This is a genomic window from Paracoccus alcaliphilus (assembly GCF_028553725.1).
Classification (GTDB): domain Bacteria; phylum Pseudomonadota; class Alphaproteobacteria; order Rhodobacterales; family Rhodobacteraceae; genus Paracoccus; species Paracoccus alcaliphilus.
Map to the genome: position 1 here is coordinate 2,486,777 of NZ_CP067124.1, position 23,700 is coordinate 2,510,476.

23 protein-coding genes and 3 pseudogenes are annotated in these 23,700 nt (G+C 60.4%); 18 read left to right on the top strand and 8 right to left on the bottom strand.

What is annotated here, in order from left to right:
- Window positions 1-43 precede the first annotated feature (43 nt).
- On the bottom strand, window positions 44-1,552 hold the full coding sequence (locus tag JHW40_RS12880) for an ABC transporter substrate-binding protein (RefSeq protein ID WP_090615701.1): 1,509 nt from the start codon (window positions 1,550-1,552) through the stop codon (window positions 44-46).
- Between the two features lie 148 nt (window positions 1,553-1,700).
- On the opposite strand from JHW40_RS12880, the gene JHW40_RS12885 reads away from it, so the two are divergent.
- From JHW40_RS12885 to JHW40_RS12920, 8 genes are all read left to right on the top strand, one after another.
- Window positions 1,701-2,591, top strand: a complete 891-nt coding sequence (locus JHW40_RS12885; protein WP_090615705.1) for a LysR family transcriptional regulator — start codon at window positions 1,701-1,703, stop codon at window positions 2,589-2,591.
- Window positions 2,592-2,737: 146 nt separating this feature from the next.
- Window positions 2,738-3,334: a cupin domain-containing protein gene (locus tag JHW40_RS12890; protein ID WP_090615709.1), complete on the top strand. Its 597-nt coding sequence runs from the start codon at window positions 2,738-2,740 to the stop codon at window positions 3,332-3,334.
- A gap of 92 nt (window positions 3,335-3,426) precedes the next feature.
- Entirely contained in the window at window positions 3,427-4,596 is a 1,170-nt protein-coding gene (locus JHW40_RS12895) for an ABC transporter substrate-binding protein (protein ID WP_211657373.1), read from the top strand.
- 112 nt (window positions 4,597-4,708) lie between these two features.
- On the top strand, window positions 4,709-5,467 hold the full coding sequence (locus JHW40_RS12900; protein ID WP_090615712.1) for an ABC transporter ATP-binding protein: 759 nt from the start codon (window positions 4,709-4,711) through the stop codon (window positions 5,465-5,467).
- Window positions 5,460-6,167 (top strand): ABC transporter ATP-binding protein, encoded by a 708-nt coding sequence (locus JHW40_RS12905; protein WP_090615716.1) that lies wholly within the window; start codon window positions 5,460-5,462, stop codon window positions 6,165-6,167. Before JHW40_RS12900 ends, JHW40_RS12905 begins: the two co-directional genes overlap by 8 nt.
- Window positions 6,168-6,169: 2 nt before the next feature.
- Complete coding sequence (locus JHW40_RS12910) at window positions 6,170-7,060, top strand: branched-chain amino acid ABC transporter permease (RefSeq protein WP_090615719.1); 891 nt, start codon at window positions 6,170-6,172, stop codon at window positions 7,058-7,060.
- 10 nt (window positions 7,061-7,070) lie between these two features.
- Window positions 7,071-8,102, top strand: coding sequence for a branched-chain amino acid ABC transporter permease (locus tag JHW40_RS12915; RefSeq protein WP_090615723.1), 1,032 nt, complete (start codon window positions 7,071-7,073; stop codon window positions 8,100-8,102).
- A gap of 16 nt (window positions 8,103-8,118) precedes the next feature.
- Window positions 8,119-8,787 carry a cysteine hydrolase family protein gene (locus JHW40_RS12920; protein WP_090615727.1) on the top strand — a complete coding sequence of 223 codons (669 nt, stop codon included), beginning with the start codon at window positions 8,119-8,121 and terminating at the stop codon, window positions 8,785-8,787.
- A gap of 65 nt (window positions 8,788-8,852) precedes the next feature.
- Here JHW40_RS12920 and JHW40_RS12925 read toward each other — a convergent pair whose 3' ends face one another.
- On the bottom strand, window positions 8,853-9,596 hold the full coding sequence (locus JHW40_RS12925) for a helix-turn-helix transcriptional regulator (RefSeq protein ID WP_090615778.1): 744 nt from the start codon (window positions 9,594-9,596) through the stop codon (window positions 8,853-8,855).
- Between the two features lie 151 nt (window positions 9,597-9,747).
- On the opposite strand from JHW40_RS12925, the gene JHW40_RS12930 reads away from it, so the two are divergent.
- From JHW40_RS12930 to JHW40_RS12950, 5 genes and pseudogenes are all read left to right on the top strand, one after another.
- The gene (locus JHW40_RS12930; protein ID WP_090615782.1) at window positions 9,748-10,515 is read left to right on the top strand and encodes an SDR family NAD(P)-dependent oxidoreductase; all 768 of its coding nucleotides are present in this window, start codon (window positions 9,748-9,750) and stop codon (window positions 10,513-10,515) included.
- Window positions 10,516-10,662: 147 nt separating this feature from the next.
- Window positions 10,663-10,983 (top strand): annotated as a pseudogene (locus JHW40_RS12935) (helix-turn-helix domain-containing protein); the annotation flags it as partial.
- 59 nt (window positions 10,984-11,042) lie between these two features.
- Window positions 11,043-12,169, top strand: a protein-coding gene (locus JHW40_RS12940) for an IS3 family transposase (protein ID WP_090615731.1) whose coding sequence is annotated in 2 segments (ribosomal slippage) — window positions 11,043-11,307 and window positions 11,307-12,169 — 1,128 coding nt in all. Because the reading frame shifts where the segments join, the coding sequence is not laid out codon by codon here.
- A gap of 85 nt (window positions 12,170-12,254) precedes the next feature.
- Window positions 12,255-13,058 carry an ectoine/hydroxyectoine ABC transporter substrate-binding protein EhuB gene (gene ehuB, locus JHW40_RS12945; RefSeq protein ID WP_090615734.1) on the top strand — a complete coding sequence of 268 codons (804 nt, stop codon included), beginning with the start codon at window positions 12,255-12,257 and terminating at the stop codon, window positions 13,056-13,058.
- A gap of 6 nt (window positions 13,059-13,064) precedes the next feature.
- Complete coding sequence (locus tag JHW40_RS12950; protein ID WP_090615737.1) at window positions 13,065-13,475, top strand: M28 family peptidase; 411 nt, start codon at window positions 13,065-13,067, stop codon at window positions 13,473-13,475.
- Window positions 13,476-13,648: 173 nt separating this feature from the next.
- Here JHW40_RS12950 and JHW40_RS12955 read toward each other — a convergent pair whose 3' ends face one another.
- Window positions 13,649-13,927 (bottom strand): SH3 domain-containing protein, encoded by a 279-nt coding sequence (locus tag JHW40_RS12955; protein ID WP_090615741.1) that lies wholly within the window; start codon window positions 13,925-13,927, stop codon window positions 13,649-13,651.
- 773 nt (window positions 13,928-14,700) lie between these two features.
- Between JHW40_RS12955 and JHW40_RS12960 the strand changes: the two genes are divergently transcribed.
- The gene (locus JHW40_RS12960; protein WP_272848985.1) at window positions 14,701-15,192 is read left to right on the top strand and encodes an alcohol dehydrogenase catalytic domain-containing protein; all 492 of its coding nucleotides are present in this window, start codon (window positions 14,701-14,703) and stop codon (window positions 15,190-15,192) included.
- Between the two features lie 48 nt (window positions 15,193-15,240).
- On the top strand, window positions 15,241-15,750 hold the full coding sequence (locus tag JHW40_RS12965) for a zinc-binding dehydrogenase (protein ID WP_272848986.1): 510 nt from the start codon (window positions 15,241-15,243) through the stop codon (window positions 15,748-15,750).
- A 222-nt stretch (window positions 15,751-15,972) separates the two neighbouring features.
- On the opposite strand, the gene JHW40_RS12970 is transcribed toward JHW40_RS12965, so the two are convergent.
- The 3 genes from JHW40_RS12970 to JHW40_RS12980 all read right to left on the bottom strand — a co-directional run bounded on the left by JHW40_RS12970 (window position 15,973) and on the right by JHW40_RS12980 (window position 18,772).
- Window positions 15,973-17,064, bottom strand: a complete 1,092-nt coding sequence (locus JHW40_RS12970) for a Gfo/Idh/MocA family protein (protein ID WP_090615744.1) — start codon at window positions 17,062-17,064, stop codon at window positions 15,973-15,975.
- Window positions 17,065-17,670: 606 nt separating this feature from the next.
- Complete coding sequence (locus JHW40_RS12975; RefSeq protein WP_090615752.1) at window positions 17,671-18,030, bottom strand: hypothetical protein; 360 nt, start codon at window positions 18,028-18,030, stop codon at window positions 17,671-17,673.
- 454 nt (window positions 18,031-18,484) lie between these two features.
- Entirely contained in the window at window positions 18,485-18,772 is a 288-nt protein-coding gene (locus JHW40_RS12980; protein WP_090615756.1) for a type I restriction-modification enzyme R subunit C-terminal domain-containing protein, read from the bottom strand.
- A 289-nt stretch (window positions 18,773-19,061) separates the two neighbouring features.
- Here JHW40_RS12980 and JHW40_RS12985 point away from each other — a divergent pair, with 289 nt between their 5' ends.
- Window positions 19,062-19,379, top strand: a complete 318-nt coding sequence (locus tag JHW40_RS12985; protein WP_090615759.1) for an H-NS histone family protein — start codon at window positions 19,062-19,064, stop codon at window positions 19,377-19,379.
- Window positions 19,380-19,394: 15 nt separating this feature from the next.
- The gene (locus JHW40_RS12990; protein ID WP_090615762.1) at window positions 19,395-20,003 is read left to right on the top strand and encodes a plasmid pRiA4b ORF-3 family protein; all 609 of its coding nucleotides are present in this window, start codon (window positions 19,395-19,397) and stop codon (window positions 20,001-20,003) included.
- A 270-nt stretch (window positions 20,004-20,273) separates the two neighbouring features.
- Here JHW40_RS12990 and JHW40_RS12995 read toward each other — a convergent pair.
- A pseudogene (locus JHW40_RS12995) lies at window positions 20,274-20,663 on the bottom strand (P-loop NTPase family protein); the annotation flags it as partial.
- Window positions 20,664-21,028: 365 nt separating this feature from the next.
- Here JHW40_RS12995 and JHW40_RS13000 point away from each other — a divergent pair.
- Window positions 21,029-21,835, top strand: a pseudogene (locus JHW40_RS13000) (IS256 family transposase); the annotation flags it as partial.
- 89 nt (window positions 21,836-21,924) lie between these two features.
- Here JHW40_RS13000 and tnpC read toward each other — a convergent pair.
- On the bottom strand, window positions 21,925-23,517 hold the full coding sequence (gene tnpC, locus JHW40_RS13005; RefSeq protein ID WP_272849109.1) for an IS66 family transposase: 1,593 nt from the start codon (window positions 23,515-23,517) through the stop codon (window positions 21,925-21,927).
- Window positions 23,518-23,700 lie beyond the last annotated feature (183 nt).

A 23,700-nucleotide genomic window follows, 5' to 3' on the forward strand; every position in this document is an offset into this window, starting at 1 on the left:
TTCCGATGGCGGTGCGGGCCCCTGTCGGGCAGGGGCTCCATCGTCACTTTTCGATCTTCACGTCTTCCAGGCGGAAGTTGGAGGTCGGCAGGACCTGAAAATCCGTGACATAATCTTGCGCCGCCCACGCCGAGGCAGGGTGATACAGGAAAATGTAGGGTGCTTCGTCATGCAGTATCTGGATCATTTCCCTGAACATGTCACCGCGTTCATCGCCGTCTGCCGTCCGGCGCTCCTCCTCGTAAAGCTCGTTCAGGCGGTCGCTCTTCCATTCCGTATGATAGGCATTTGCCCGTTCGGGGTTCACACCGACAAAGCCGATTATCTGGTCGGGGTCGATCGTGTCGGAGGTCGTATAGGAAACCGACATATCGTAGTTACCGGATTTGGTGGTTTCCCACTGCGTTCCGCCTTCGAGCATTTGCAGCTGCAGTTTGACACCAACCTGCTGAAGCATCGCTTGCAGCGCGATAGCCGCGTTACGGCTGGTCGCAGCGCCCGAATCCACCAGAAGCTGCGCATCGAACCCGTCACCATAACCAGCTTCAGACAGCAACTCTTTTGCCTTCTCCGGGTCATAGGGATATTGCGTCAGTTCCGGATCTGCATAGGCCATGACAGGCATCGCCGATGCCGCGGGCTCGCCGGCACCATAAAGCACGCCCTGAACCAGCGCATCTTTGTCGATGGCCATGTTCAGTGCCTGTCGGACGCGCTCGTCGTCGAAAGGCTTGCGGGTGGTGTTCAACTGAACGAAATCGGCGCGATAGGGGATGATTTGGCCGACTGTAATGCCGGACTTGGCTTCAAGATCCTTGAGCTGGTTCAATGGCGGGTCGAGTGCAATGTCCACCTCGCCGGCTTCCAACTTGATTACCCGGGCAGACGGTTCGGCCACGATTTCAAGCACGGCGTCATCGACATGAGGCTTGCCCTCTTGCCAATAATTAGGGTTCTTCTCCAATGTGATCCGCGCGCCACGCGCCCAGTTGGTCAGTATGAAAGGCCCTGATCCCACCGGAGCGTCGAAAAAGGCATCACCCTTTTCTTCAACCTGATCCTTGGGCAGAATCGCGGCTGCGAAGAGCGCGAGATTATTGAAGCCTGGCGTGAATGGCTCATCAAGCTGCATTACGATTTGGCGGTCGTTGATGACCTCGAAGCTGGTGAACGGTCGATAGAACCGCCCCCAAGAGGACCCTTCGGAGGCTGCGCGTTCGATCGAGAACCGCACGTCCTCTGCCGTGACCGGCGTGCCATCCGAGAATTTCGCCTCGCGCAGGTTGAAAGTCAGCGTCATGCCATCTTCGGAGACCGTCCAGCTTTCGGCGAGGCCAGGCTCAAGGCCTTCTCCGGTTGCGTCCGGGCGAACCAGCGTGTCGAAGATCAGAAGCTGGGTCCAGATCGAGCCGTTGTCGCTGGTCGCAATGGGATCAAGGCTCAGCGGGTCGAAGCCCATCGCGACACGAAGCGTGTCGGCCGCCGCCGGGATGCCCGCTGCGGTCATGGCAGAGGCCAGCAGCAATGCTTTCAGATTAAGTCCGGGATTCATGCAGACTACTCCTACACCTGTTGTTGGGCGCTTGTTGATCCGTCTCCCAAAGGCTCGCGCTTCGTCTTTGGGTTGCCAGAATAATGTTAGACAGACCCAGAAGGACAGAATAATAATAAATATACTGCCCACTATAAGGTGTGTGATAATGAACCTGCGCGAGCTTGAGTTGTTCGGAACGTTGATGCGGGTGGGGACCACTACGGAGACCGCGCGACTTCTGGGAATATCCCAGCCTGCGGTCAGTGGTCAGTTGAAGCGACTGGAAGGCAGGCTCGGCATGTCGCTGTTCCATCGAACGGGCAACCGATTGGAGCCTACCCGTGAAGCGAATGAACTTTTTGCCATGGCCATGCCCATTTTCAGCACGCACGCGACGATTCGGTCGAAACTCCCGGGCCTGCGCGATCTTGCGGAAAAACCAGTGGCAATCTCGGTGACACCGGCGCTTGTCGAAGGCTTCATTGGTTCGATCCTGGTTCGCGCGGGTTATCAGAACTGGAAGAAGCGGATCACTATACGGGTCCATACGCCCGAGGATGATCTACGTAACGGCGAAGCGGATATCGGCTTGCAGATGGCGGTTCCGCCGAGAGCCGAGTTTCAGGCTCATACTGTTGGCAAGATACCGTTGGTTGCCGTGCTGCCCGAGAATGGTCCACTGGCGCAACAACCGGAACTTACATGTGCACGAATCGCGGCATATCCATTGGTTTGCTACAATGCGGACTGGTCACCGATGGGCGAGAGCATTCGCCGCGCTTTCGCGGCTCAAGGTCTGGCATACGATCCGGCTTGTGTGGTGCCATTCTGTGCAAACGTTTGCAGTATGGTGCGTGTTTGCGGAGGGGTGGGTATCGTCGATGCCATGACAGCGCGCGACTATATCATGAGAGGGTTGGTGACCCGGCCCATTCGTGACCTGCCTGACGTATCGATTGTCGCCTTCCATCGACGGCACGAACCATTGCGCGCGCCAGTGCAGGATCTTCTCAGTGCATTGCTGAAATATGAGGCTACTGTCCAAAAGAAAGCATAGGTTTCGCACGCAATACGCATCGAGCTGTTTTGACGTGGCGATACCTTCACATGAATTCCCGCGATCAGGCCCCCGGTTTCGATGCTTGACCTACTGCGACCTGAGGCGCGACAAATGCGGACTGAATCCGGAACGGGAGAGAGGCATTGTCATCGGAAGGCCCGCATCTCGGGGACGAGGTCGGACCCCGCATCCGCATACATCGGCTCGACTTGGGCCTGTCGCTGCTGGAGCTAAGCAAACGCAGCGGGGTTTCCGTTGCGAATATCAGCAAAATCGAGACCGGAAAGATCGTCGGTGGCTTTCAGACGATCTATCGGATTTGCCGGGGTCTCGGGATTCTCGTGACCGATCTTCTTGAAGAGAGCCAACCTGTCGCCGGTCCGATCCGGGTTTTGCGCGAAGGCGAGGCCGAAGTTCAGGAAACTGCGCTTTACACCTATATTCCGCTTTCGACCCGGCCGGGCGGAGGGCTGAACGCCGCGATCATGATCGTCCACAGCCGTGACCTCCCCGACCCGGTGGATTGGAGTAATCACAGGGGCGAAGAAATGGTGACGGTGCTTTCGGGGAGTGTGGTTTTGCATTGCGAAGGGCAAAAACCCGTTTTGCTGAACGAGGGCGATAGTGCGAACTTCGAGTCGGGGCCGCGGCACTGCTATGTCTGCTGCTCTCAGATGTCGGCCCGCTTGCTTTTTGTTTCGACTCGACCGGGCAGCGGCCCTTCGGTTGAAAACATATAGGTTCAGCAAGAAATTTTCATATGTGAAAATTTTGATTGACACGTTGCCCGACAGGGTTTTACCTCGACATCATTCCCATGGGAGAACCGGAAATGATGTTGAAAGGCAAACTTGGGGCAGGGCTTTGCACTGCGGCGATATTGGTGACGATGCCGGCGCTTGCCGATGATATCGTCATTGGGGCATCACTCAGCCTGACCGGCGTTCAGGCTCCGCTTGACGAGCCGGGACTTAAGGGTGCCGAGGTTGCGGTGAAATATCTCAACGACAATGGCGGGATCCTTGGCCAACAGGTGAAGCTGATCAATATCGACGGCAAATCTGATCCGATCACTGTCGGCAACAACACGATCCAACTGTTGAATAATGGCGCTGAACTGATCATCGCACCTTGCGATTTCGACTTTGGGGGACCTGCCAGCCGTGAGGCGCAGAGCGCCGGTTTCGTCGGCATCTCGACCTGCGCATCGGATCCACTCTATTCTTCGTGGTCACTGGGGGACAAACAGTTCACGCTGTCGATGTGGAATACCGCCATGGGCGCCACGGCCGCGGAATTCGCCTATAAGGATAAGGACTGGAAAACGGCCTATGTGGTAACAGACCAGTTCCTTGCCTATACGAAAAGCCTCTCACGCTATTTCGTCCAGCATTACAAGGATATCGGCGGCGAAGTTCTTGCCGAAGACAGCTATACTCAGGGCGATCAGGATTTCTCTGCGCAGCTTGCGCGACTTCAGGCACTGCCGGAACAGCCCGATGTGATCTTCATCTCCTCGTATATGCCCGATCTCGGCACGATCATCCGCGCCATCCGAGAGGTGGGGATTACCGCGCCCATCGTCGGCGGTGATTCCTACGATGACCCCAGTCTTATAGAATCCCTGGGCGGGAAATTTGGCAATGACATCTATTTTGTCACTCATACCTGGATGGGAAGCGAGGCGCATCCGAAGATGGAAGAGTTCATCGAACTCTATAAAGCCTATCACGGCGCGGAACCCGATACCTCTTTCGTCGCCACCGGCTGGGATACGGTGATGATGATGGCTCAAGGAGTCGAGGCTGCCGGAAGTGTCGAAGGCGCCGCCGTTGCATTGGCGCTGGAAGAGGGTCAGTTCGACTTGTTGACCGGCAATCTCGATTATTCGGATGCCGCCAGCGGCCATATGCCAACCAAGGCCGCCGCTGTGGTAGAACTTCAGGGCGGCGAACCGGCTTTCGTTGGCTGGAAAACAGCCGAGAGCCAACCCGCGCCCTGACCACTGAACGTTGTTTGCAGAGACCGGTCTTGACCGGAGCGGTCTCGCTGTCAACGCGGCAGGATGCCTGTCGAAAGTGCGCTTCCCCCGAGATCCATCTGCGAGGCCATCTATGACAGGAAAGCCGGATTCCGCCCTCTGCCTAAGCGCCGAAGCCGTTTCGGTGCGCTTCGGCAGTCTCAAGGCCTTGGATACGGTCGATCTCGTTTTGAACCGGGGCGAGATCCTTGGATTGATCGGGCCTAATGGCTCGGGAAAGACCACTTTGATCAACGCGATCACAGGTCAGGTGCCGCTGGCGTCGGGGCGAGTGCTTTGCGACGGCGAGGATATATCGGCTCTGCCACCGCGCGAGCGCGCCCTGCGTGGCATTCTGCGTTCGTTCCAGACCGTGCGGCTATTTCGCGATTTGACGGTTTCCGAAAATATCGAAGTGGCGGTTGTGGCGAAGGGCGGATCGCGTCGCGAGGCGCAGAAGATTGCCCAGCCGCTGATCGAGGAATTTGGTCTGGGGGAGAAATGTGACGAACTGGCGGCGGCGTTGAATTATGGCGATGAACGGCGGGTCGAGATCGCCCGTGCTCTTGCCGCCGAGCCAAAATATCTCCTGCTGGACGAGCCGGCGGCCGGGATGAATGAAGAGGAATCCGAGGGCCTGCTTTCGATCCTGAAGACACTGCCCGAACGGCGGGGCCTTGGCATCATCATCATCGACCACGACATGCCGCTGATCATGCGGCTCTGCTCTCGGCTTCAGGCCATCGCCTCGGGCAAAACCATCGCCACCGGTAGTGTCAACGAAGTGCGCCACGCACCGGCTGTGATCGAAGCATATCTCGGTTCGGATGCAGGAGAGCTTCTTCATGCTTGAAATCCGGAATATCGAATTGCGCTATGGTGCGGTGGTGGCGGTCAAGGATGTTTCGCTGCAGGTCGGGCAAGGCGAACTGGTCGCTCTTCTCGGCGCCAATGGTGCGGGGAAATCCACTACCTTGAAGGCCATCGCCGGGGTGATGAAACCCACTCGCGGAACGATGGTTCTGAACGGCGCGAATATCCTCGGCCAAAGCCCCGAGCAGATGGTGCGCCGGGGAATCGCCATGGTGCCTGAAACCCGCGATGTTTTTCCCGACCTGACGGTGGAGGAAAACCTGCGTCTCGGCGGGTTCTCACGCCGCCACGACCGGGCGGGTCAGGCGGAACTGCGCGAGCGGATGTTCACCTTGTTCCCGATCCTTGCCGAGCGGATTGCACAACCCGCAGGGACGCTTTCCGGCGGTCAGCAGCAGATGCTGGTCATCGCGCGGGCGATGATGTCGGATCCGAAGCTTCTGCTTCTCGACGAACCCTCATTGGGCCTTGCACCGGTGATCGTCGATCAGTTGTTCGATTTGATTCGCGATCTGAAGAAGTCCGGCACGACGATCCTTCTGGTCGAGCAGAATGCCGGCAAGGCGATGCGTATCGCCGACCGCAATTACGTCATCGCACTGGGTCGGATCGCGGCCGAAGGAACCAGTAAGGAAATCACCGGCGGATCGGACTTGCGCGCGATCTATTTGGGGGGCTGAGCATGGGGTTCTATATCCAGTATGTGGTGGATGCGCTGAGCCTTGGCAGCCTTTACGCGCTGATGGCGCTTGGGCTCGTAATCGTCTACGGCATCCTCAAGCTGGTCAATTTTGCTTATGGCGAATTGATCATGATTACCGGCTACACGCTTTTCCTGCTGGGCGGTGGACCGCTGCCTTGGCTGGTGATGGCAATGGTTGCGGTGCTGATGGCTGTGCTGGGTGGCATTCTGACCGAATATACCGCGTTTCGCCCGGTGCGCTCGAAGTCGGTGACTGCGGTGCTGATCACCTCTTTCGCGCTTTCGACGCTGCTTCAAAATGCTGCGCTTCTGTTCATCTCACCCCGCGCGCGAACCGTGCCCTTGCCTGATATCTTCACCCAGACTGTGCGATTTGCTGGTGCCACCATCCCCTTGCGTAATCTGATCACGATCGCCGTTGCTGTGGTGATGCTGGCTCTTTTCAGTTGGTTGATGCGGCGTACGATCCTGGGGCTGGCAATGCGGGCGGCGGCCACGAAATTCACCATGGCGCGGATGCTTGGCATTCCGGCCAATCTGGTGATCACTTCGGCCTTTGCGATCTCGGGTCTGCTTGCTGGGGTCGCGGGGCTGCTCTGGCTTGGGCGGATCGGGTCCGTCGTGCCCGGGATCGGCGGTGAGCCTTTGCTGATCGCCTTCATCGCGACGGTGATCGGGGGGATGCGCAGCCTGCCGGGTGCGGTCCTCGGCGGCTACCTTCTGGCGCTGATCGTGACGACGCTCAACTATGCACTTCCCCCGGATCTGCTGAAATTCAAGGATGCGTTCACCTTCAGCCTCGTGATCCTGATCCTGCTGTGGCGGCCTGACGGTCTGCTCAGAGGACCTGCGACCGGACAGCGGACCTGAGGAGGGCACCATGAACAAATCGACCCCGATTACCGCCCTTTGTCTGCTGGTCCCGATCCTTGCCCTTGCGCTGTTCGCAGGCTTGGCCGGTTATCCGGTCTTCGCCCGGATCGCGACGCTTTTACTGATCAACCTGATCCTGGTCCTGGGGCTTCAGGTATTCATGGGAAATTCCGGTATTCTTTCCTTTGCTCATATCGCTTTCATGGCGATCGGTGCCTATGCCTCATCGGTCTTTTCTATCCCCTTGCAGATGCGCGGCATGGTGCTGCCCGAACTTTATGAACCGATCAGCGAACTGACCCTCTCGCCGACGGTGGCCATCCTGTTCGGCGGGTTGATGGCGACGTTGATCGCGGCGCTGGTCTCCTATCCGCTGATGCGGCTTTCAGATGCGGCAGCAGTGATTACGTCCTTCGCGCTGCTGATGGTGATCCACACGATCACGGTGAACTGGTCGCAGGTGACCAACGGCCCGCGAACGCTGTTCGGCGTGCCTGCCTTTACGACCTTGCCGGTCGTGGCGGTGGTTGCTGCCCTTGCAGTGCTGGCGGCGCTGGCCTTTCGTCAGACGCGGACCGGGCTTTTGCTGCGCGCCCTGCGCGACGATGAACTGGCGGCGGTGGCGATGGGCGCGCACCCCTCGCGCATCCGCTGGTGTGGTTTCGTGGTTTCGGCGCTGTTTGCCGGGATTGCCGGAGGCCTTTGGGCGCATTTCATTACTTCTTTCCAGCCCAATGCCTTCTACCTGAAGGAAACGTTCCTGATCCTTGCCATGCTTGTTATCGGGGGTGCCGGATCGGTTACGGGCGCGGTTCTCGGCACGTTTCTTGTAACACTTTCCTTCGAGGGGCTGCGTCTGACAGAGACGATGATCAACACATCCAATCTGTTGCCGCTGCGGCTGGTCGGGTTGACCGAGATCGTCCTTGCCTTGGCGATGATAATGGTGCTGGTGCTGCGCCCCAGCGGACTGATGGGCGCGAGAGAGATTGGCGAACTGCTGATATCGCGCCGCCGCCGGACCCCTGATCTACCTTGATTGCTGGAGATTTGCCGTGAACTGGAAGACGTCTTACCGTTCCTTCTATTATGAAGGCGCCCCCGAACCCGAGGACATCGTCCTGACCCCCGAAGATACGGCGGTGCTTGTGGTCGATATACAGAGCATTTACCTGAAGGAATCCGACGACCCGGCGCAGAATGTCCGGTGGGAGCCTTTTCGCCAGCGGATGCGGGAGGTGGTTATCCCAAATACCGCGCGATTGCTGGAACAGGCACGGGCAAAGGGTGTCGAGGTCATGTTCGCCCGTATCGCCTGCCTGAAGGAAAACGGTCGCGACCGCTCGCTCAGTCAGAAAAAGCCGGGTTGGAACTATCTTCTGCTACCCAAAGGCAGCGCCGATTCCGCACTGGTGCCCGAATTGCAGCCCATGGGCGACGAGATCGTATTTTGCAAGACCACCGATAGCCTGCTGACCGGAACCAATGCCCGGCTGATCCTGCAAAACATGGGAATCAGGAAGGTTGTGGTCGCTGGAATATTCACCGACCAGTGCATATCCTCGACCGTGCGCAGCCTGGCCGATGAGAGTTTTGATGTGGTGGTGGTGGAGGATTGTTGCGCCGCCGCAACGAAAGAACTGCATGACCATGAGCTTGAGATCATAAACATGATTTACTGTCAGGTCGCCTCGCTCGAGGAAACGCTGGCCTTCATCGCATAGGCCAGCGTCGCGGTCACGCATGGATGCATCAGCGGAAATCGGTCGGAAATGTCAGGCTCAGAGGCCTATTCCGCAAGGTGTTCTATGAATCGCTGGAAAAGCTCGCTTTGGCTGGAAACGCCAAGGCGGCGATAGATGTTGGAGCGATGAATCTTGACCGTGCCTTCGGTAATGCCAAGATTTTCGGCGATGGAGAGACTGCTGTGGCCGCGCAGGATAAGTTGCGTTACAGCGTGTTGGGCCGGAGTAAGAACAGCGCCGAAAACCTGATGAAAGACCAGTTCAGCATCGCGACGGCTGGTATGGGTGTCACTGTCCTGGTTCCGGATGGACGGCCAGTGCTGTCTCAGGCTGGCTGCGATGATTGATGTCAGTCCTGCCAGCGCCGCGAATTCGTCATCGCCGAACAACTGACCATCACGGTTGCGCATCAGGGAATAGGTGGCCGAGAACCCGTCAGCGAGGGGCAGGACAAAGCCGACCTCTTCGACCAGCGTGCCGGCCTTGTCCGAGATGCAGGGATGGACCTCTCGTGACCACGCGAATTGCGAATCGTAAAATCCGTCCGGGGCCAGATCGCGCATGCGCCACAGGCCCTCGGCCACACCGGATATGCAGGCGGTATAGAACGGGTCCAGAAGATAGGCACCCCGAAGATAGGATCGCAGCGCGCGGCGATCGACAGTCGCGGAATAGCCGTCATGGCCGGTCGCGCATCTTGTCAGCGAATCAAGTGATTGACCGTATTCCGCGCTGCCTGTGGCGTCGATCAGGCGAGAGATCGCGACGGCCAGCTGTGGCGGGATCACCGGATCACCTTGGGGCATATAACTTTCGACATATGGCCAATCATCCGCTTCGGCCTACGCTTTCCCTTACCCGGCCTTGGGAGGGACCGGCCCAAGGCTTCATGAACACGCATAGTGACCGGGCATGCAAGTTCCGGTCAAGGAGGCTGATGTGACAGGAAGACTGGCGGGAAAGGTGGCGCTGATTACCGGAGGCGCGGGCGGTTGCGGATTGGCCGCGTCAGAGCTTTTTGCGGCTGAGGGCGCGAAGGTGGGGATTGTCGATCTGCCGCAAAGCAAGGGTGAGGAGGTCGCCCGGCAGCTGCGCGAGGCGGGGCATGACGCGATCTTCGCACCTGCGGATGTTTCGGACGCCAGACAGGTGCAAAGCTGCGTCGAAGCGGTGACCGAAGCGTTCGGGCCGATCACCGTGCTGATGAACCATGCCGGGGTTCTGGCGGCGGCGCCATTCCTTGAAACAAGCGAAGAGGAATGGGACCGGATCATGGCCGTGAATGTGAACAGCATGTTCCTTGTCAGTAAGGCGGTGCTGCCCGGCATGATCGGGGCCGGGGGCGGCAGCGTGATCTGCACCTCATCCATCTCGGCGGTGGTCGGCACGCCGATGGAGGTGCTGTACTGCACCAGCAAGGGGGCCTGTCATATGTTCGCGCGTGCGCTCGCCGTCGAGTTCCGGGACCGCAATATCCGCTCGAACGCGGTCTGTCCCGGTTTCATCGCGACCGCGCATGGGTTGCGAGAGATCGATCTGCTGACGAAACACGGCGTCGATGTATCCGAAGAGGCCATCGCCTCCGCGCAGGGCAGGCTTTGCCGCCCCGATGAGGTCGCCAGGGCGGCCCTGTTCCTTGCCAGCGACGACGCAAGTTTCGTGAATGGCGCGCACCTGTTCGCCGACAACGCCTACACCGCCATCTGACCGGAAAGCCAAAGGGGGGAGACATGAATACCTCTGTTGATTTCCGTCGAGACGTGACCCGGTAGACGGGATAATTTTCATTGAGAATTGACCCATGTGACCCTTCTCCCAACGCAGCGAGCGACGGGGGACCGAGGAGTGATCCACATGGGACTTTTGAATGTCATCCGGCGGATGGCCCTGCGACAGAAACTGCCGATCCGTGAGATCGCACGTCGCACAGGTTTGTCGCGCACCACCATCAAGAAGTATCTGAACTCTGGCACGGTCGAGCCGAAGTTCGCGGTTCCGGAGCGTCCGAGCAAGCTTGATCCTTTTGCGGACAAGCTTGCGGCATGGCTGAAGACCGAGGCGTCCAAATCACGTAAGCAGCGCCGTCCTCTGACACGGCTTCACGCTGATCTCGTGGCTCTTGGTTTCACCGGTTCTTATGGCAGAGTTGCGGCCTTCGCCCGTGCGTGGCGGGCAAACTGATCCTCCCCCACTGAAGTGGTCCGCCGTTATGATTAGGAAACGGAGGATCGAGAATGGCAAACAAGCGTCCGAAGCCGGAAGAGATTGTGTCGAAGTTGCGGCAGGTTGAGGTTCTGATGGGTCAAGGCCTGTCGCGCCTTGATGCGATCAGGCGGATCGGTGTCGTCGAACAGACCTATTACCGCTGGCGGAAGCAATACGGGGGGATGGGCGTAGACCAACTCAAGGAACTGAAGCGTCTCCAGCAGGAAAATGAACGGCTCAGACGTGCTGTTTCGGATCTAACGCTGGACAAACTGATCCTCGCGGAGGCTGCTAGGGGAAACTTCTGAGCCCCGCTCGCCGCCGGGCCTGCATTGACCATGTCCGGGGTGAGTTGGGCGTTTCCGAGCGTCGGGCGTGCCAAGTGCTGCGCCAGCATCGTTCGACACAACGCAAATTGCCGCGAGGGCGCGCAGACGAGGGCCGCCTGGTCGCCGATATGATCGAGCTGGCTCGACAATATGGCCGCTACGGCTATCGCCGAATTGCGGCCTTGCTGCGGAATGCCGGATGGCAGGTGAACGACAAGCGCGTCGAGCGCTTGTGGCGGCGGGAGGGGCTGAAGGTGCTGATAAAGCAACCGAAGAAGGGCCGGTTGTGGCTGAATGACGGATCCTGCGTCCGGTTACGGCCCGAACATCGGGATCATGTCTGGTCCTATGACTTCGTTCACTGCCGCACCGATGACGGTAAGGCGTTCCGGACGCTGAACATCCTGGACGAGTTCAGCCGCGAATGCCTGACGATCCGGGTGCGGCGCAGGCTGAACTCGACAGATGTGATCGATGCGTTGACCGACCTGTTCATTTTGCGTGGCGTGCCAGTCTTTATCCGCTCCGACAACGGCCCAGAGTTCATCGCCCTGGCCGTTCGGGACTGGATCAGCGCGGTCGGGGCAAAGACGGCTTATATCGAGCCGGGATCACCTTGGGAGAACGGCTATTGCGAGAGCTTCAACGCCCGCTTCCGCGATGAAATGCTAAACGGGGAGGTCTTCTACAGCCTCCGGGAGGCACAGATACTGATCGAGCAATGGAGGAGGCATTACAACACCAAACGACCACACAGCGCATTGGGTTATCGCCCACCGGCTCCGGAAACCATCGTCCCGATGGACCAAACGCCGGTGATGCACTAACTTTTAGAACGGACCACTCAGGTGGGGCTGATCAAAGTTACGGGGAATCCTCACCGCATTGACGATCCTGGCCTCGGGAGTCGGAATGTCACAAACTGCTTCCGCGCAAGATGCGCTGGCGCGCGCCAAAGAAACAGGCAAAGTCACGGTCGGAATTTTCAATCAATCTCCTTGGGGTTTCATCGACGCCGAAGGAGAGGTAAAGGGACAATCCACCGACGTCCTGAAAGCGACTTTCGCGCAGCTTGGCATCACCGAGATCGAAACCGTGGTGACGGAATTCGGCGCGCTTATCCCCGGACTTGAATCGCGTCGGTTTGATGTCGTGGCCGCCGGCCTCTTCATCAACCCCGAGCGCTGCAAGATCGTTGCCTTCGGCAATCCTGATCTACAAATGGGTGACGGACTTCTGGTGCGGAAAGGTAATCCGAAACGTCTGGAAAGCTATGCCGACATCGCCCAGAATGGCGACGTGACCCTGGCCGGAGGGCGGGGAAGCGTTCAATCAAGAAATGCGGCTGCCGCAGGCATTCCGAAAGACAGTTTGTTGCTGTTTCCTGACCACCAGACGTCCATGTCGGCCCTGCTAGCCGGCCGCGTCGATGCCATGACGACCACGACCGCCTCTGCTATTGCCTTGGCCGCTTCTTCCCATCAGGTCGAACGCGTGCTGTCATTCAAAGGCGGGATGGATGCAGACGGGAAACCGATCTATGGCTATCCCGGCTTGGCATTCCGTAAGGAAGATTCCGATTTCCGGGACGCCTATAATGCGAAGCTGGAAAAGCTGAAGCAGAGCGGTAAGCTGGCCGAGATCAACAAGGCGTATGGCTTTTCCGAGGCTGAACTTCCGCCGGCCGACCTGACTGCCGAAACTCTCTGCGAGTAATAGGCTTTGAACAGACCCACCGTCAACGCCAGCCGGCTGTTGCAGGATTTGCATACGCTGGCCAGCTTCGGCCGCTATCAGACCGGGGTGCATCGACCGTCGCTGAGTCCGCAAGATATCGCGGCGCGCCAATGGTTTGCATCCCGGCTGGAACAGGCGGGATTGTCCGCGACGATTGACGGAATCGGAAATGTCATTGGCCGCAAGCCGGCCGGTGACGTAAGGCTGCTTGCCGGATCGCATCTGGAGACGGTGGCTTTCGGCGGCTGGCTTGACGGCGCCCTGGGCTGCGTTCTTGCGCTGGAAGCGGCGCGCATCCTTTACGCCAGCGGGAAACCCCTTCGGCACAATCTGGACGTGGCCGCTTTTTTCGATGAAGAGGGGCATTTCGGCAGTTTCCTAACTCCTGTGCGATGATTGTGCCGTGCCGAAATGCCGGGCCATTGCTGAGTTCCACCGCTCGAACAGCCTTCACGATCCGTGAGACCTGTGCACGGCGCGTCGAACCCTGCCGTCTGATTGATGTGCTGATCGGGGGAGAAACGGGGCTGAGTGCTTCAACCAGAACTGACAGGTGCCCGATGTCGCTGTCAGCGATGCGCCAGATATTCCGCCGAAACGTAACCCGAGATACTCGGCCTGTCGGTGAGTGAGACCCGGCACCAGACCCTGCCACTGTTCGTCACACAATTCTGGCGGGTGAGCCGGGTTCCATCGGGCAGGCCGATGATGATTTTATGGTTGAGGCCAGGGCCTTCGCGGAGCTTCAGGAGATCGTCAGGACCGGCGCCCTTGACCACAGCATCAGAGCTGACCGCACATCCGGTGACGACGATGAAAGCAAGAAGAGCTGCAAGGTGAGTTCGCATGACCTGACCGGAATCGTTTTGCCATTACTACGATACCCGTCCGCCAAATGACAGCATGCAGGTGCCGGACGCGGGTATTCCTGCTGGTTGATGGCATTATGGAGTAAGGGGACAACCCGTTGCTGTCATGACCGGATCGGTATCATTTGCCGGGGCGATCCTCAGCTGACCTGCGGGCAGGTGCAGTATCAGCTCACGGGGTGGGGCGGCCGCAGCCTGCAAGGTGAGTGCGACAAAGGCCAGAAAAGGCAGGGGGCGCAAGATCATCTCTCAATCCGGTATGTGGTGATGCAAAATAGGTGTTTGGATCACGATGCGGAGCTGAACCGTTATTCTTGGTGATCTGCTGGCGTCAACAGAATGCAGATTGATGCACATAGGATGTGTTTGACCGGCAAGGTTTCAGCCGTCAATGCCCGGGCACCTGCTGAGGTTAAGGACGAACGGCGGCCTGATCGCCGCCCCTGAAACGAAACCCATGCCTGTCGTTGAGCCGTTTCTTGCGACCTTCCAGTAACCGATGGGGCGGACGCCCCCGGCGGCGGCTGAAGCAGATGCAATGTGGCCTGTTGTTTCGCAGGTTCGTCGGGTGCCCCAGCGATGAAGCCGCGAACGTTGCGGGGCGGTGGGCTGGTCTCGAACTGGTTGATCGCATGGCTCGGCGTGGGCTGCGCCGCGTGGCTGGATCGCGGCTGCGCCCCTGCTGCTGCGCGTCGAAACGCTTGCAAAAATCACCACCCTGCCAGCAAATGAAGCCAGCAAAGGAGCATGACATGACCGTTCTCGCCTATGGCGCCCCCGCCGCTGACCAGCCCGTGTCGCGTATCGAGATCACCCGCCGCGCGCCTGGCCCGCATGACGTGCGGATCGAGATCCTCTATTGCGGCATCTGCCATTCCGACCTGCATCAGGTCCGCAGCGAATGGGCCGGCACGCTTTACCCCTGTGTGCCGGGGCATGAGATTGTCGGCCGCGTGACCGAGACGGGCCCTCATGTGAGCGCGCATAAACCCGGTGATCTGGTCGGCGTCGGCTGCATCGTGGACAGTTGCCAGACCTGCTCCGATTGCAACGAGGGGCTGGAGAATTATTGCGACGCCATGGTCGGCACCTATAACGGCCTCACCGCCGATGCCCCTGGCCATACGCTGGGCGGCTATTCGCAACAGGTTGTCGTGCATGAACGCTATGTGCTGAAGATCACCCTCCCCGAGGAACAGCTTGCCGCCGTGGCGCCGCTGCTTTGTGCCGGCATCACGACCTAGTCGCCGCTGCGCCACTGGGGCGCGGGGCCGGGCAAGAAGGTCGGCGTCGTGGGGATCGGCGGCTTGGGCCATATGGGCGTGAAGCTGGCCCATGCCATGGGGGCGCATGTCGTGGGTTTCACCACCTCGGACTCCAAGCGCGCGGATGTCCTGGCGCTTGGCGCCGATGAGGTCGTGGTCTCGCGCAATGCCGATGAGATGGCGGCCCATGCGGCAAGCTTTGACTTCATCCTGAACACTGTCGCTGCGCCGCATGATCTGGACGCCTTTCTGGCGCTTTTGAAGCGTGACAGCACCATGGCGCTGGTCGGTGCGCCGGCGACCCCGCATCCCTCGCCCAATGTCTTCAGCCTGATCATGAAGCGTCGCGGCCTGGCCGGTTCGATGATCGGCGGCATCGCGGAGACGCAGGAGATGCTGGAATTCTGCGCCGAGCACCGCATCACCGCCGATATCGAGATGATCCGCGCCGACCAGATCGAACCCGCCTTCGAGCGGATGCTGAAGGGCGATGTGAAATACCGCTTCGTGATGGACATCGCGACGATGGGCAGTTGAACGGAGGCCGCCAGGTCAACCCCCGCCGGCCAGGCGCTTTTGACTGCAGGCTTGATCGACTGGTTACCGGCTCCGCCCGCATCGACTGCTATCTGCAGCTAAGGCTCCGGGTCGTGCCGCCGGCGCCCATGTCACCGTTCCCTGCGGTCCCGGCCCGTAGCAACTGTGCCGCAGATGCAGGCCGGCGGCAGACGCAGCGACGTCCCGGTCGGCAGCGTTACGTCATTGCGCTTCACGCGCGCTTGCCTGTTCGATCCTGTCGATGACCTCATGCAGCACGACGGCATCGCGGAAGCTGGGGGCGGTGTGGGTGCCTTTGCGGATATCCTCTGCGATCCGCGCATAGAGCCGGGCGACATTGCGCGCGGTGGAATCGCCCGGCCAGCCCGCATGGGCCGAAGCGGGGGGCTTCAGCGGGGCCAGCCCCGTCGCATCGCCATTGCCGCCCCGGATCGCCAATTGCACGATCTGGCCGTGGCCCGAGGCGCCGCTCACCTGGATATCGCCTTCGGTCCCGTTGATTTCCCACAGCAGATTGGTGCCGCGCGACATGCCGCCGCGATAATGGATCGACACCGCCGCGCCGCTTTGCAGCGCCCCTTGCACCAGAACCTGATCGGCGCTGGTGACCGGGATCGTTTCACCTGTATCAGCGACATGAACGGTCCCGCGGCGATTGATCAGCCGCGCGGATAGCTGATCAAATCCGCCCAGAACCTCTTGCAGGCCGGCCAGAGTATGGCCCAGGGGGATGCTCAGCAGCGTCGCGCCGTTGGTCTTGTCATAGAGATAGGCATGGGCGGCGTCGGTCTCGGCGCCCCATTGGCCGCCGCTGCCGATCAGCGTTGTGGACAGCACCTCGCCCACATAGCCATCCGCGATCAGCTGGCGCAGATATTCGACCTCGGGCGCGACCCGCATCTGCGTGCCGACCGCCGCGACCACGCCCTTTGCCTCGGCCAGATCGGCCAGCTGCCGCGCCTCGGCCAGCCCATTGCCAAGCGGCCATTCGCAATAGACATGCTTGCCCGCCTCCAGCGCCGCCGTGACCAGTTCGAAGTGATGGGGCACCTTGACGGTGACCACGACCAGATCAACCTCGGGTGAGGCAACCAGCGCCTGCGGGGTTGCGAAAGCATGCGGCAGATCGAAGGCATCGGCGGCGTTTTGGGCGCTGGCAAGGCTGGTATTGGCCACGCCGACCACCTGGAAATCGGCCTTCAGCGCCTTGAGCGCCGGCATATGCGCCGTCGCCGCCCAATGAATGCCGGGGTTGAGGCCGATAAAGCCGACGCGGATCGGTTGGTCAGTCATGCAGGTCTCCGAAGATGCGGATGGGGTTGGGTGAAGTGGCGGTCAAATGGTTGGCAAGGTCGTCGAAGGACGATGGTTCCGTGATCGGTTTCGGGATGGAGCCGTAAGCTTGGGTAGCGGCCCCAGAGATTGACCGCCCCCTGGCCTGAACGCGCGCCAGGGTCCCATCCTTCATGGTGACCATGATTCCCGAAGGTTGGGGCAAGACGATATCCGCACCGCGACCGTCCAATACGGGCATCCTGCGCAACCTGGTCGACGCCGTCACGCAGGATCGCCGCCATCCCCGTGCTCGGAATCCGCCCGCAATACCGCGTTGCATGCGTCTGTGATGCGCTTGCGGCCATGTCGTGATTGGCTGATTTTGCTGCGGTGTTCATGACAGGGAAGAGTAGGCGGCACCCACTTTGCCTTCAAGCCAGGTCCGGCAACCGAGATCCACGGTCATTCGCCAGGCAAGGGATATAGGAGGCTGTTTGGCGGGCGGATAAGTTCACTCCGGGAGCCCGCGCAGATGTGAATGTATGATCGCACGACGCGATTTCCTACGAACCGAGGTACTCCCCGAATGATCACGAGCGGGGCATCCGCCCCGCTCATGCACTGTCAGCGCTCCACCTGCGGCAGGGAGACCAGTTGTTCAGGTTCGACGACCACCGGCATCGGTGTCGTCTTGGCCGCCCTGCGACGGGCGCTGCGGGGCTTTCCCTTCGCTGTGGTGTCCTTGCGTTCGTGGTCTCGCAGATATGAGCCCAAGGTGCTTGCGCTGACCGCGATACCCTGCTTGCCGAAATGCGCGGCGATATCAGCAAGGTTGTAGCCCTTTTCGCGCATTTCCAGCAGCAGCGGTGCGAGTTCCCCGACGATCTCGCGCACCATATAGCCATCTTTGGGCTTTGGCGGTGCGTCACTCAGAGACGCGCGGAGCCGTTCAACCTGCTCTGCGTTGATCAGTTGTTTCGACATGGATTTCCTTTCCTCAGGCGGGATTGCCTGGTGGAGGAATTATTCCGGGGTTTTGGTATGGCCAGACCTGAACCTCGGGTTATCCACAAGTTCCGGAACCGATGCCGATAGCGTTGGACGTTCCATATGTGCCTGACGTTTCCAGGCCGCAGAAGATGCTTTGTCGCGCAGGGCAGGTAACACCTTGATCCGCTAATAGCAGGACCTCCTGTTTCTCGGTCCATATTATCCCACAGAGTAGCATCCTGTACCGAGAACGATAATAGTCGGACCGCCAAAACTGCAAAGCGCATCATCGGGCATTCGTGGGCGGCAAGGCATGCAGATAAAAAATAACCATGTCTTGGGCAGGCAAGTGACTGTAAACACGATGTTTGATGACTATTGGCTCACTGTACAGCGTCCTATCCGCATGTTCGGTCGGACTAAATAGTCGGGACTCCGCTGTTCCGCTTCAAGAAGCGCATCGGGTCGAGGAGCATGTCGATGAACTCGATCTGTCGGCGCTCAGGTTGCGTGACGACAGGAACGCGCTGAACGCCTGTTTAGCAGCCGCGCGGTCGAGTCCGGTCAGCGAGCGCAGGAACTGCCCGATCCCGCCGTCCGCCTGGATCGTGGCGATGATGTCAGGATCGGCTACGCCGTTTTCGAGCAGGATCCGCTCCAACTCAGCAATGTCCTGTGCGGTCAGTTGCTCACGCACATCTGGTGAGTAGCGATTTGCCATCTTGCTTTTCGTCATAACCATCATCCTGATTTAAGTTGATGGTCTCCGACAGACCCGGGGCGATTCACCCGAGATATTTAGGAAAACGTTCGATGGCGAAGAACCCGAGGGTCAACGCGGCCGCCATCGCGCCGAAGACCCTGCCCGGTGAAACCCACCTGACCAGGCTCCGTGATGTCCGGTATCGGCGCGGAGGTGATTTTCTGCTCATGGGGCGGTGTCTATCCGGCACTGCCGGTTGATGCTCGCGATTGCCCCGATAGCCCGTCTGCATTAAACCTGAAGCATAACAACGGGGATACCGATGACCGATATCGATCTGACCGCCTTGTCGCTTGCCGAGTTGAAGCAGTTGGAAAAGAACGTCGCCAAAGCGATTTCCAGCTTCGAGGATCGCCAGAAGGCCGAAGCCTTTGCAAAGGTGAACGCGCTCGCCAATGAACTCGGCTTCCCTCTGGCCGATCTGGTGGGCTTTGCCCCGGCGCGAAAGCGGTCCGAGTCCGTGGCTAGGTATTGCCATCCGGAAAATCCGGAGATCACCTGGTCGGGCCGAGGCCGCAAACCGGCATGGATCGCAGATGCCCTCGCCGCCGGGAAAACCCTTGAGGACTTTGCGATCTGATTGGAGAGGTGCGGTTTGTCCCTGCTTTACAACGCTGTTCGTCTGCATGTGTCCCTTGCGGAAATCGAGCCGCCGATCTGGCGACGACTCGTTGTTCCGGCCAAGTGGACGCTGGATAAACTGCACCTGGTTCTGCAGGCCGGGTTCAGCTGGACCGACAGCCATCTGCACGAATTCCGCATTGGCGGGTTGCGCTATGGCGATCTCGACTTGCTTGATGACGGATATGGCGGGCCGAGAGTCTTCGACTATACCGAGGTCCGGCTAGCAGATTTTGTCGGGCGAGATTCCACCTTCACCTATCTCTACGACTTCGGCGACGACTGGCACCATGTCATCAGGATCGAGGAATGGCTGTCGCTCGATCCAGTGCCCCGCCATGCCGAATGCCTCGAAGGCGCTCGTGCCCGGCCACCCGAAGACGTCGGCGGTCCGTGGTCATATGGTGATTTCCTGGAAACGATCCGGGATCAGGACCATGATGATCACGAAGCGAACCTCCGCTGGGCGGGTGGGCATTTCGACCCGGAATGGTTCGATCTTGACGTGATCAACAAGGACATGCGGAATACGTTCCGTGCGAATGTGCGCCGGCGGCTGCACCAGCCAAGGCCAAAGCACTGACCTATTAAACCTGGAGCCGTAGGCGCTATGTATCAGGGTGTGGCCGACCGGACTTTTATTGATCCTGATTTCATTTCTTCTGTGGCCATCGAGAAAGGCGCCAGCACCGCACGCGCCGGGATTGGCGGTGCGGTCTCGGTTACGACACTGACGGCCGACGACATCGTCAAGGATGGGGGCAGTTCAGGATTTTGGCTTAAACTTTCCGCCTCGGGCGATGGCAGCGATCCCGTGCGGGGTACCGCGCTCGCCTCGCATGGGAAGCGCGGTGACGCCCAGCCGCAGCGCCTCGGCCTGCATGCGGGTCATGATCCCGGCAGTGACGTAGTCATCGAGCGTGAAGACCGCGACGGCGGGCTTGCGGATGGCGAAGGAGGCGGCCGATACCACCGGCGGCAGCAGCCCCTCGAACCGCTCGCCGCTCTCGGGCAGTTCGGCCGAGACGCGTGGGTTCCTGGCATGGACCTCGGCGCCGACATGATGCGCGACCAGCCGAACGATGCGTTCGCCATCCTCGGGCGACAGGCGCTCGCCGGTATCCGCGAGCCCCTCCAAGAGCCGGTCCACCCAGATACGCTCGTCCGGGTTCAGCATCACCTCGATGACGCCCGGATCCTGCAAATACGCAGAAATGGCAGGCCCGAGCGCGCTCCGGAGCATCCGCGCGCCCCGCTGCCTGCTTGCCTCAATACTGCCTGAGCCTGCCATCCCGTCCCCGTTCCACCGGGGAGAAGCACGACGCGCCCCGGATGGGGATGACTAAGGAAGCGTCAGATCATCGGCCTGCAACAGGCTTCAGGGCGTAGCAGGGCCATGGCGTGCAGATACAGGGAAACGGCGGGCTGGCACCCGAGTGGTGATCTGAGCGTCAGGACTCACCGATAAGCCTTCGAAAACGAGAGGAAAAGACTGACATCCGGCCTCGGGTCGTGTCTCGGAACTGGTGGAAATTGGCTGGCGGCGTAATCTCCGGGTGAACTGACACCCACCCAACCGGCGGCGGCAACCGCCAGGGAGATCACGCCATGAAGCAGAATATCGACAGCTCGTCTTTTTCGCTACTGCCTGACGCAACGGGATATGATCCGATCGAAGACCGTCTGCGGGCGAACGTGCGCGCCACCATCGAGGCGTTGTTCGAAGAGGAACTGGCCGAATTTCTCGGTCGCCTCCGCTATGGACGCGGCGACGACAAGGCCAAGGGCTACCGCCATGGGCATCGCGACCGACAGTTGACCGGCACATTCGGGACCGAGACGGTGCGGGTGCCGCGCGCCCGGATCGAGGACGAGGCGGGCAAAGTCACCGAATGACGCTCGCAGGCATTGCCGCGCTACCAGCGGTTGACGAAGAAGGCCGAGGCCCTGATCGCGGCGGTCTACCTGTCCGGAACCAATACGCGTCGGGTCAAGCGGGCGCTGTTTGGTCTGTTCGAGGGGGCAGTGAGCAAGGACGTGGTCAGCCGGGCCTGGCGCAAGGTGAAGGTGGATTGGGACGCTTGGTCCATGCGTGACCTGGCCGAGGAGGACATCGTCCGGCTCATTCTCGATGGCACCGTCATCAAGACCCGGCTGGACCGCAAGGCCACCAGCATCTCGGTCCTGGCCGCGATCGGCGTCCGTCGCGACGGGCAAAAGGTGCTGATCTCGATCAAGAATATGGGCGGCGAAAGCACGGCTGCCTGGAGCCAGTTCCTCACCGATCTGGATGCGCGGGGCCTGAGGCGGCCGGAGTTCGTGATCGTTGACGGCGCCCCCGGCCTGGAAGCCGCGCTCGTGGCGCTCTGGGGCGAGGACCTGCCCTTTCAACGCTGCACCGTTCACAAGCACCGTATGCGGCGGCTGCGCCCCATTGATTTCAGGCTTGCGCCGCGGGGTGCCGGACAGAGCTGACGCCCGTTCGTAGCTCAGAAAGGAGTCCTTTATGAGTTCATCCCGGCTGGTTTCGCCGTTTGGGCATATGCCCAGGGCATCAGGGCGTCGATGTCTTTTTCCAGGTGGCCGTTGGCCAGGCGCGTGAAGAGATCGCGCAGGTAGGCATAGGGCTCGACGCCATTCATCTTGCATGTGCCGATGAGGCTGGCGAAGCGAGCCCAGTTGCGTCCGCCCTCGTCATGGCCGGCAAACAATGCGTTGCGGCGGTTCATGGCCGGGCTTCGGATGGCATTCTCGACCAGGTTGGAGTCGATGTCGACGCGGCTGTTATCAAGGAACAGCCGGAAGCCGTCCTGGCGCTTCAGCATATAGGCCATGGCCTCACCAAGGTCGGATTTTCGCGAGACGCGGGCAGCCTGTGCCTTCAGCCAGGTAAAGAACGCGTCGACCAGGGGGCGGGACAGTTTCTGCCGGACGGCCCGTCGATGTTCCGGATCGCTTCCGCGGATGGCATCCTCGACCTTGTAGAGCGCAGCAATGCGCAGGAGCGCCTCATCGATGATCGGTGAGCCTTTCTTCGGCTTGGCCTTGATCAACTTGCGCCGGCCGTGCGCCCAACAAAAGGCCAACCGCAAGGGAGCGCCGCCGGTGCGTTTTGGCGTGGCGAGATGGGTATAGGCACCATAGGCATCAACCTGGATCGTGCCATCGAAGCCAGCAAGGATTTCAGCGGCATATTCGCCCTTACGCCCGGGCCGGTAGTGGAACACCACGCCGGGCGGAGCGGTGCCGCCCCACCCCCGGTCGTCCCGTAAAACGGCCCAGAGGTAGCCGGTTTTCGTCGTGCCACGCCCTGGATCGAGCACCGGGGCGGTGGTTTCATCGACATAGAGCCGCGTGCTTTCCGCCATCAGCCGCCTGGCCATGTGGTCGACCACGGGCGCGATCAGGGCACCGGTCCGGCCCATCCAGTCGGCCAGCACCGAGCGCTCGATCGGCAGCCCGTGCCGCGCCATCACCACGGCCTGCCGGTTCAGCGGCATATGCTCGGAATGCTTGGAAACGGCGATCTGCGCCAGCAGTGCCTCGGTCGGCCAACTGCCCTCCAGAAGATGCGCGGGTGCCTTGGCCTGCACCACACCGGCTCGCCCCTTGGGGCAGGCATAACGGGGGCGCACCGTGGCGATCACCTGATAACGTGCCGGGATGTAACCCAGCCGTTCGCTCCGGTCCTCGCCGATCCGGACCATGTCCCCGCAACCGCAGGGGCAGACGATGCTGTCGGGCTCGACCACCCGCTCGACGCGCGGCAGGCTCTCGGGCAATGCCCGTGCCTTGCGGGGCGGTCGCGGCTTGCGCTTCTCGGGCTCTGGTTCGCTGGCCGCGATCCTGTCCTCGACGTCCGCGATCTGTGCGTGGGTCTCGGCAATGGCCGTTTCCAGATCTTCCAGCGCCAGTGCCAGTTGCGCCGGGTCCATCTTTTCCGATTTCGGTCCGAACTTCGTGCGCCGGTAATCCCGGACCTGGCCTTCCAGCTTCTCGATCAGCGCCTTCAGTTCGGTGATGAAGGCTTCCTTCTCGGCCACCACCGCCTGCTCGTGCTGGCGGGCCGCCCGTTCGACCGAAAGCTCGAACTGCATCGCCACAAAAGCCTTCTGGATCCCGTGCCTGTGCCGATCAGGCGCCACAGGCACGGCCTTCCCGGCTTGTCGATCAGAAGGATCGTCAACCGCCAGCGGCACAAAAAACGGCTCCGGGGAAATGGAGCGGGGCAACTCGGGCCGCGCCATGAAATCGGCCGGCAGAGCCAACAATCCGCGCCG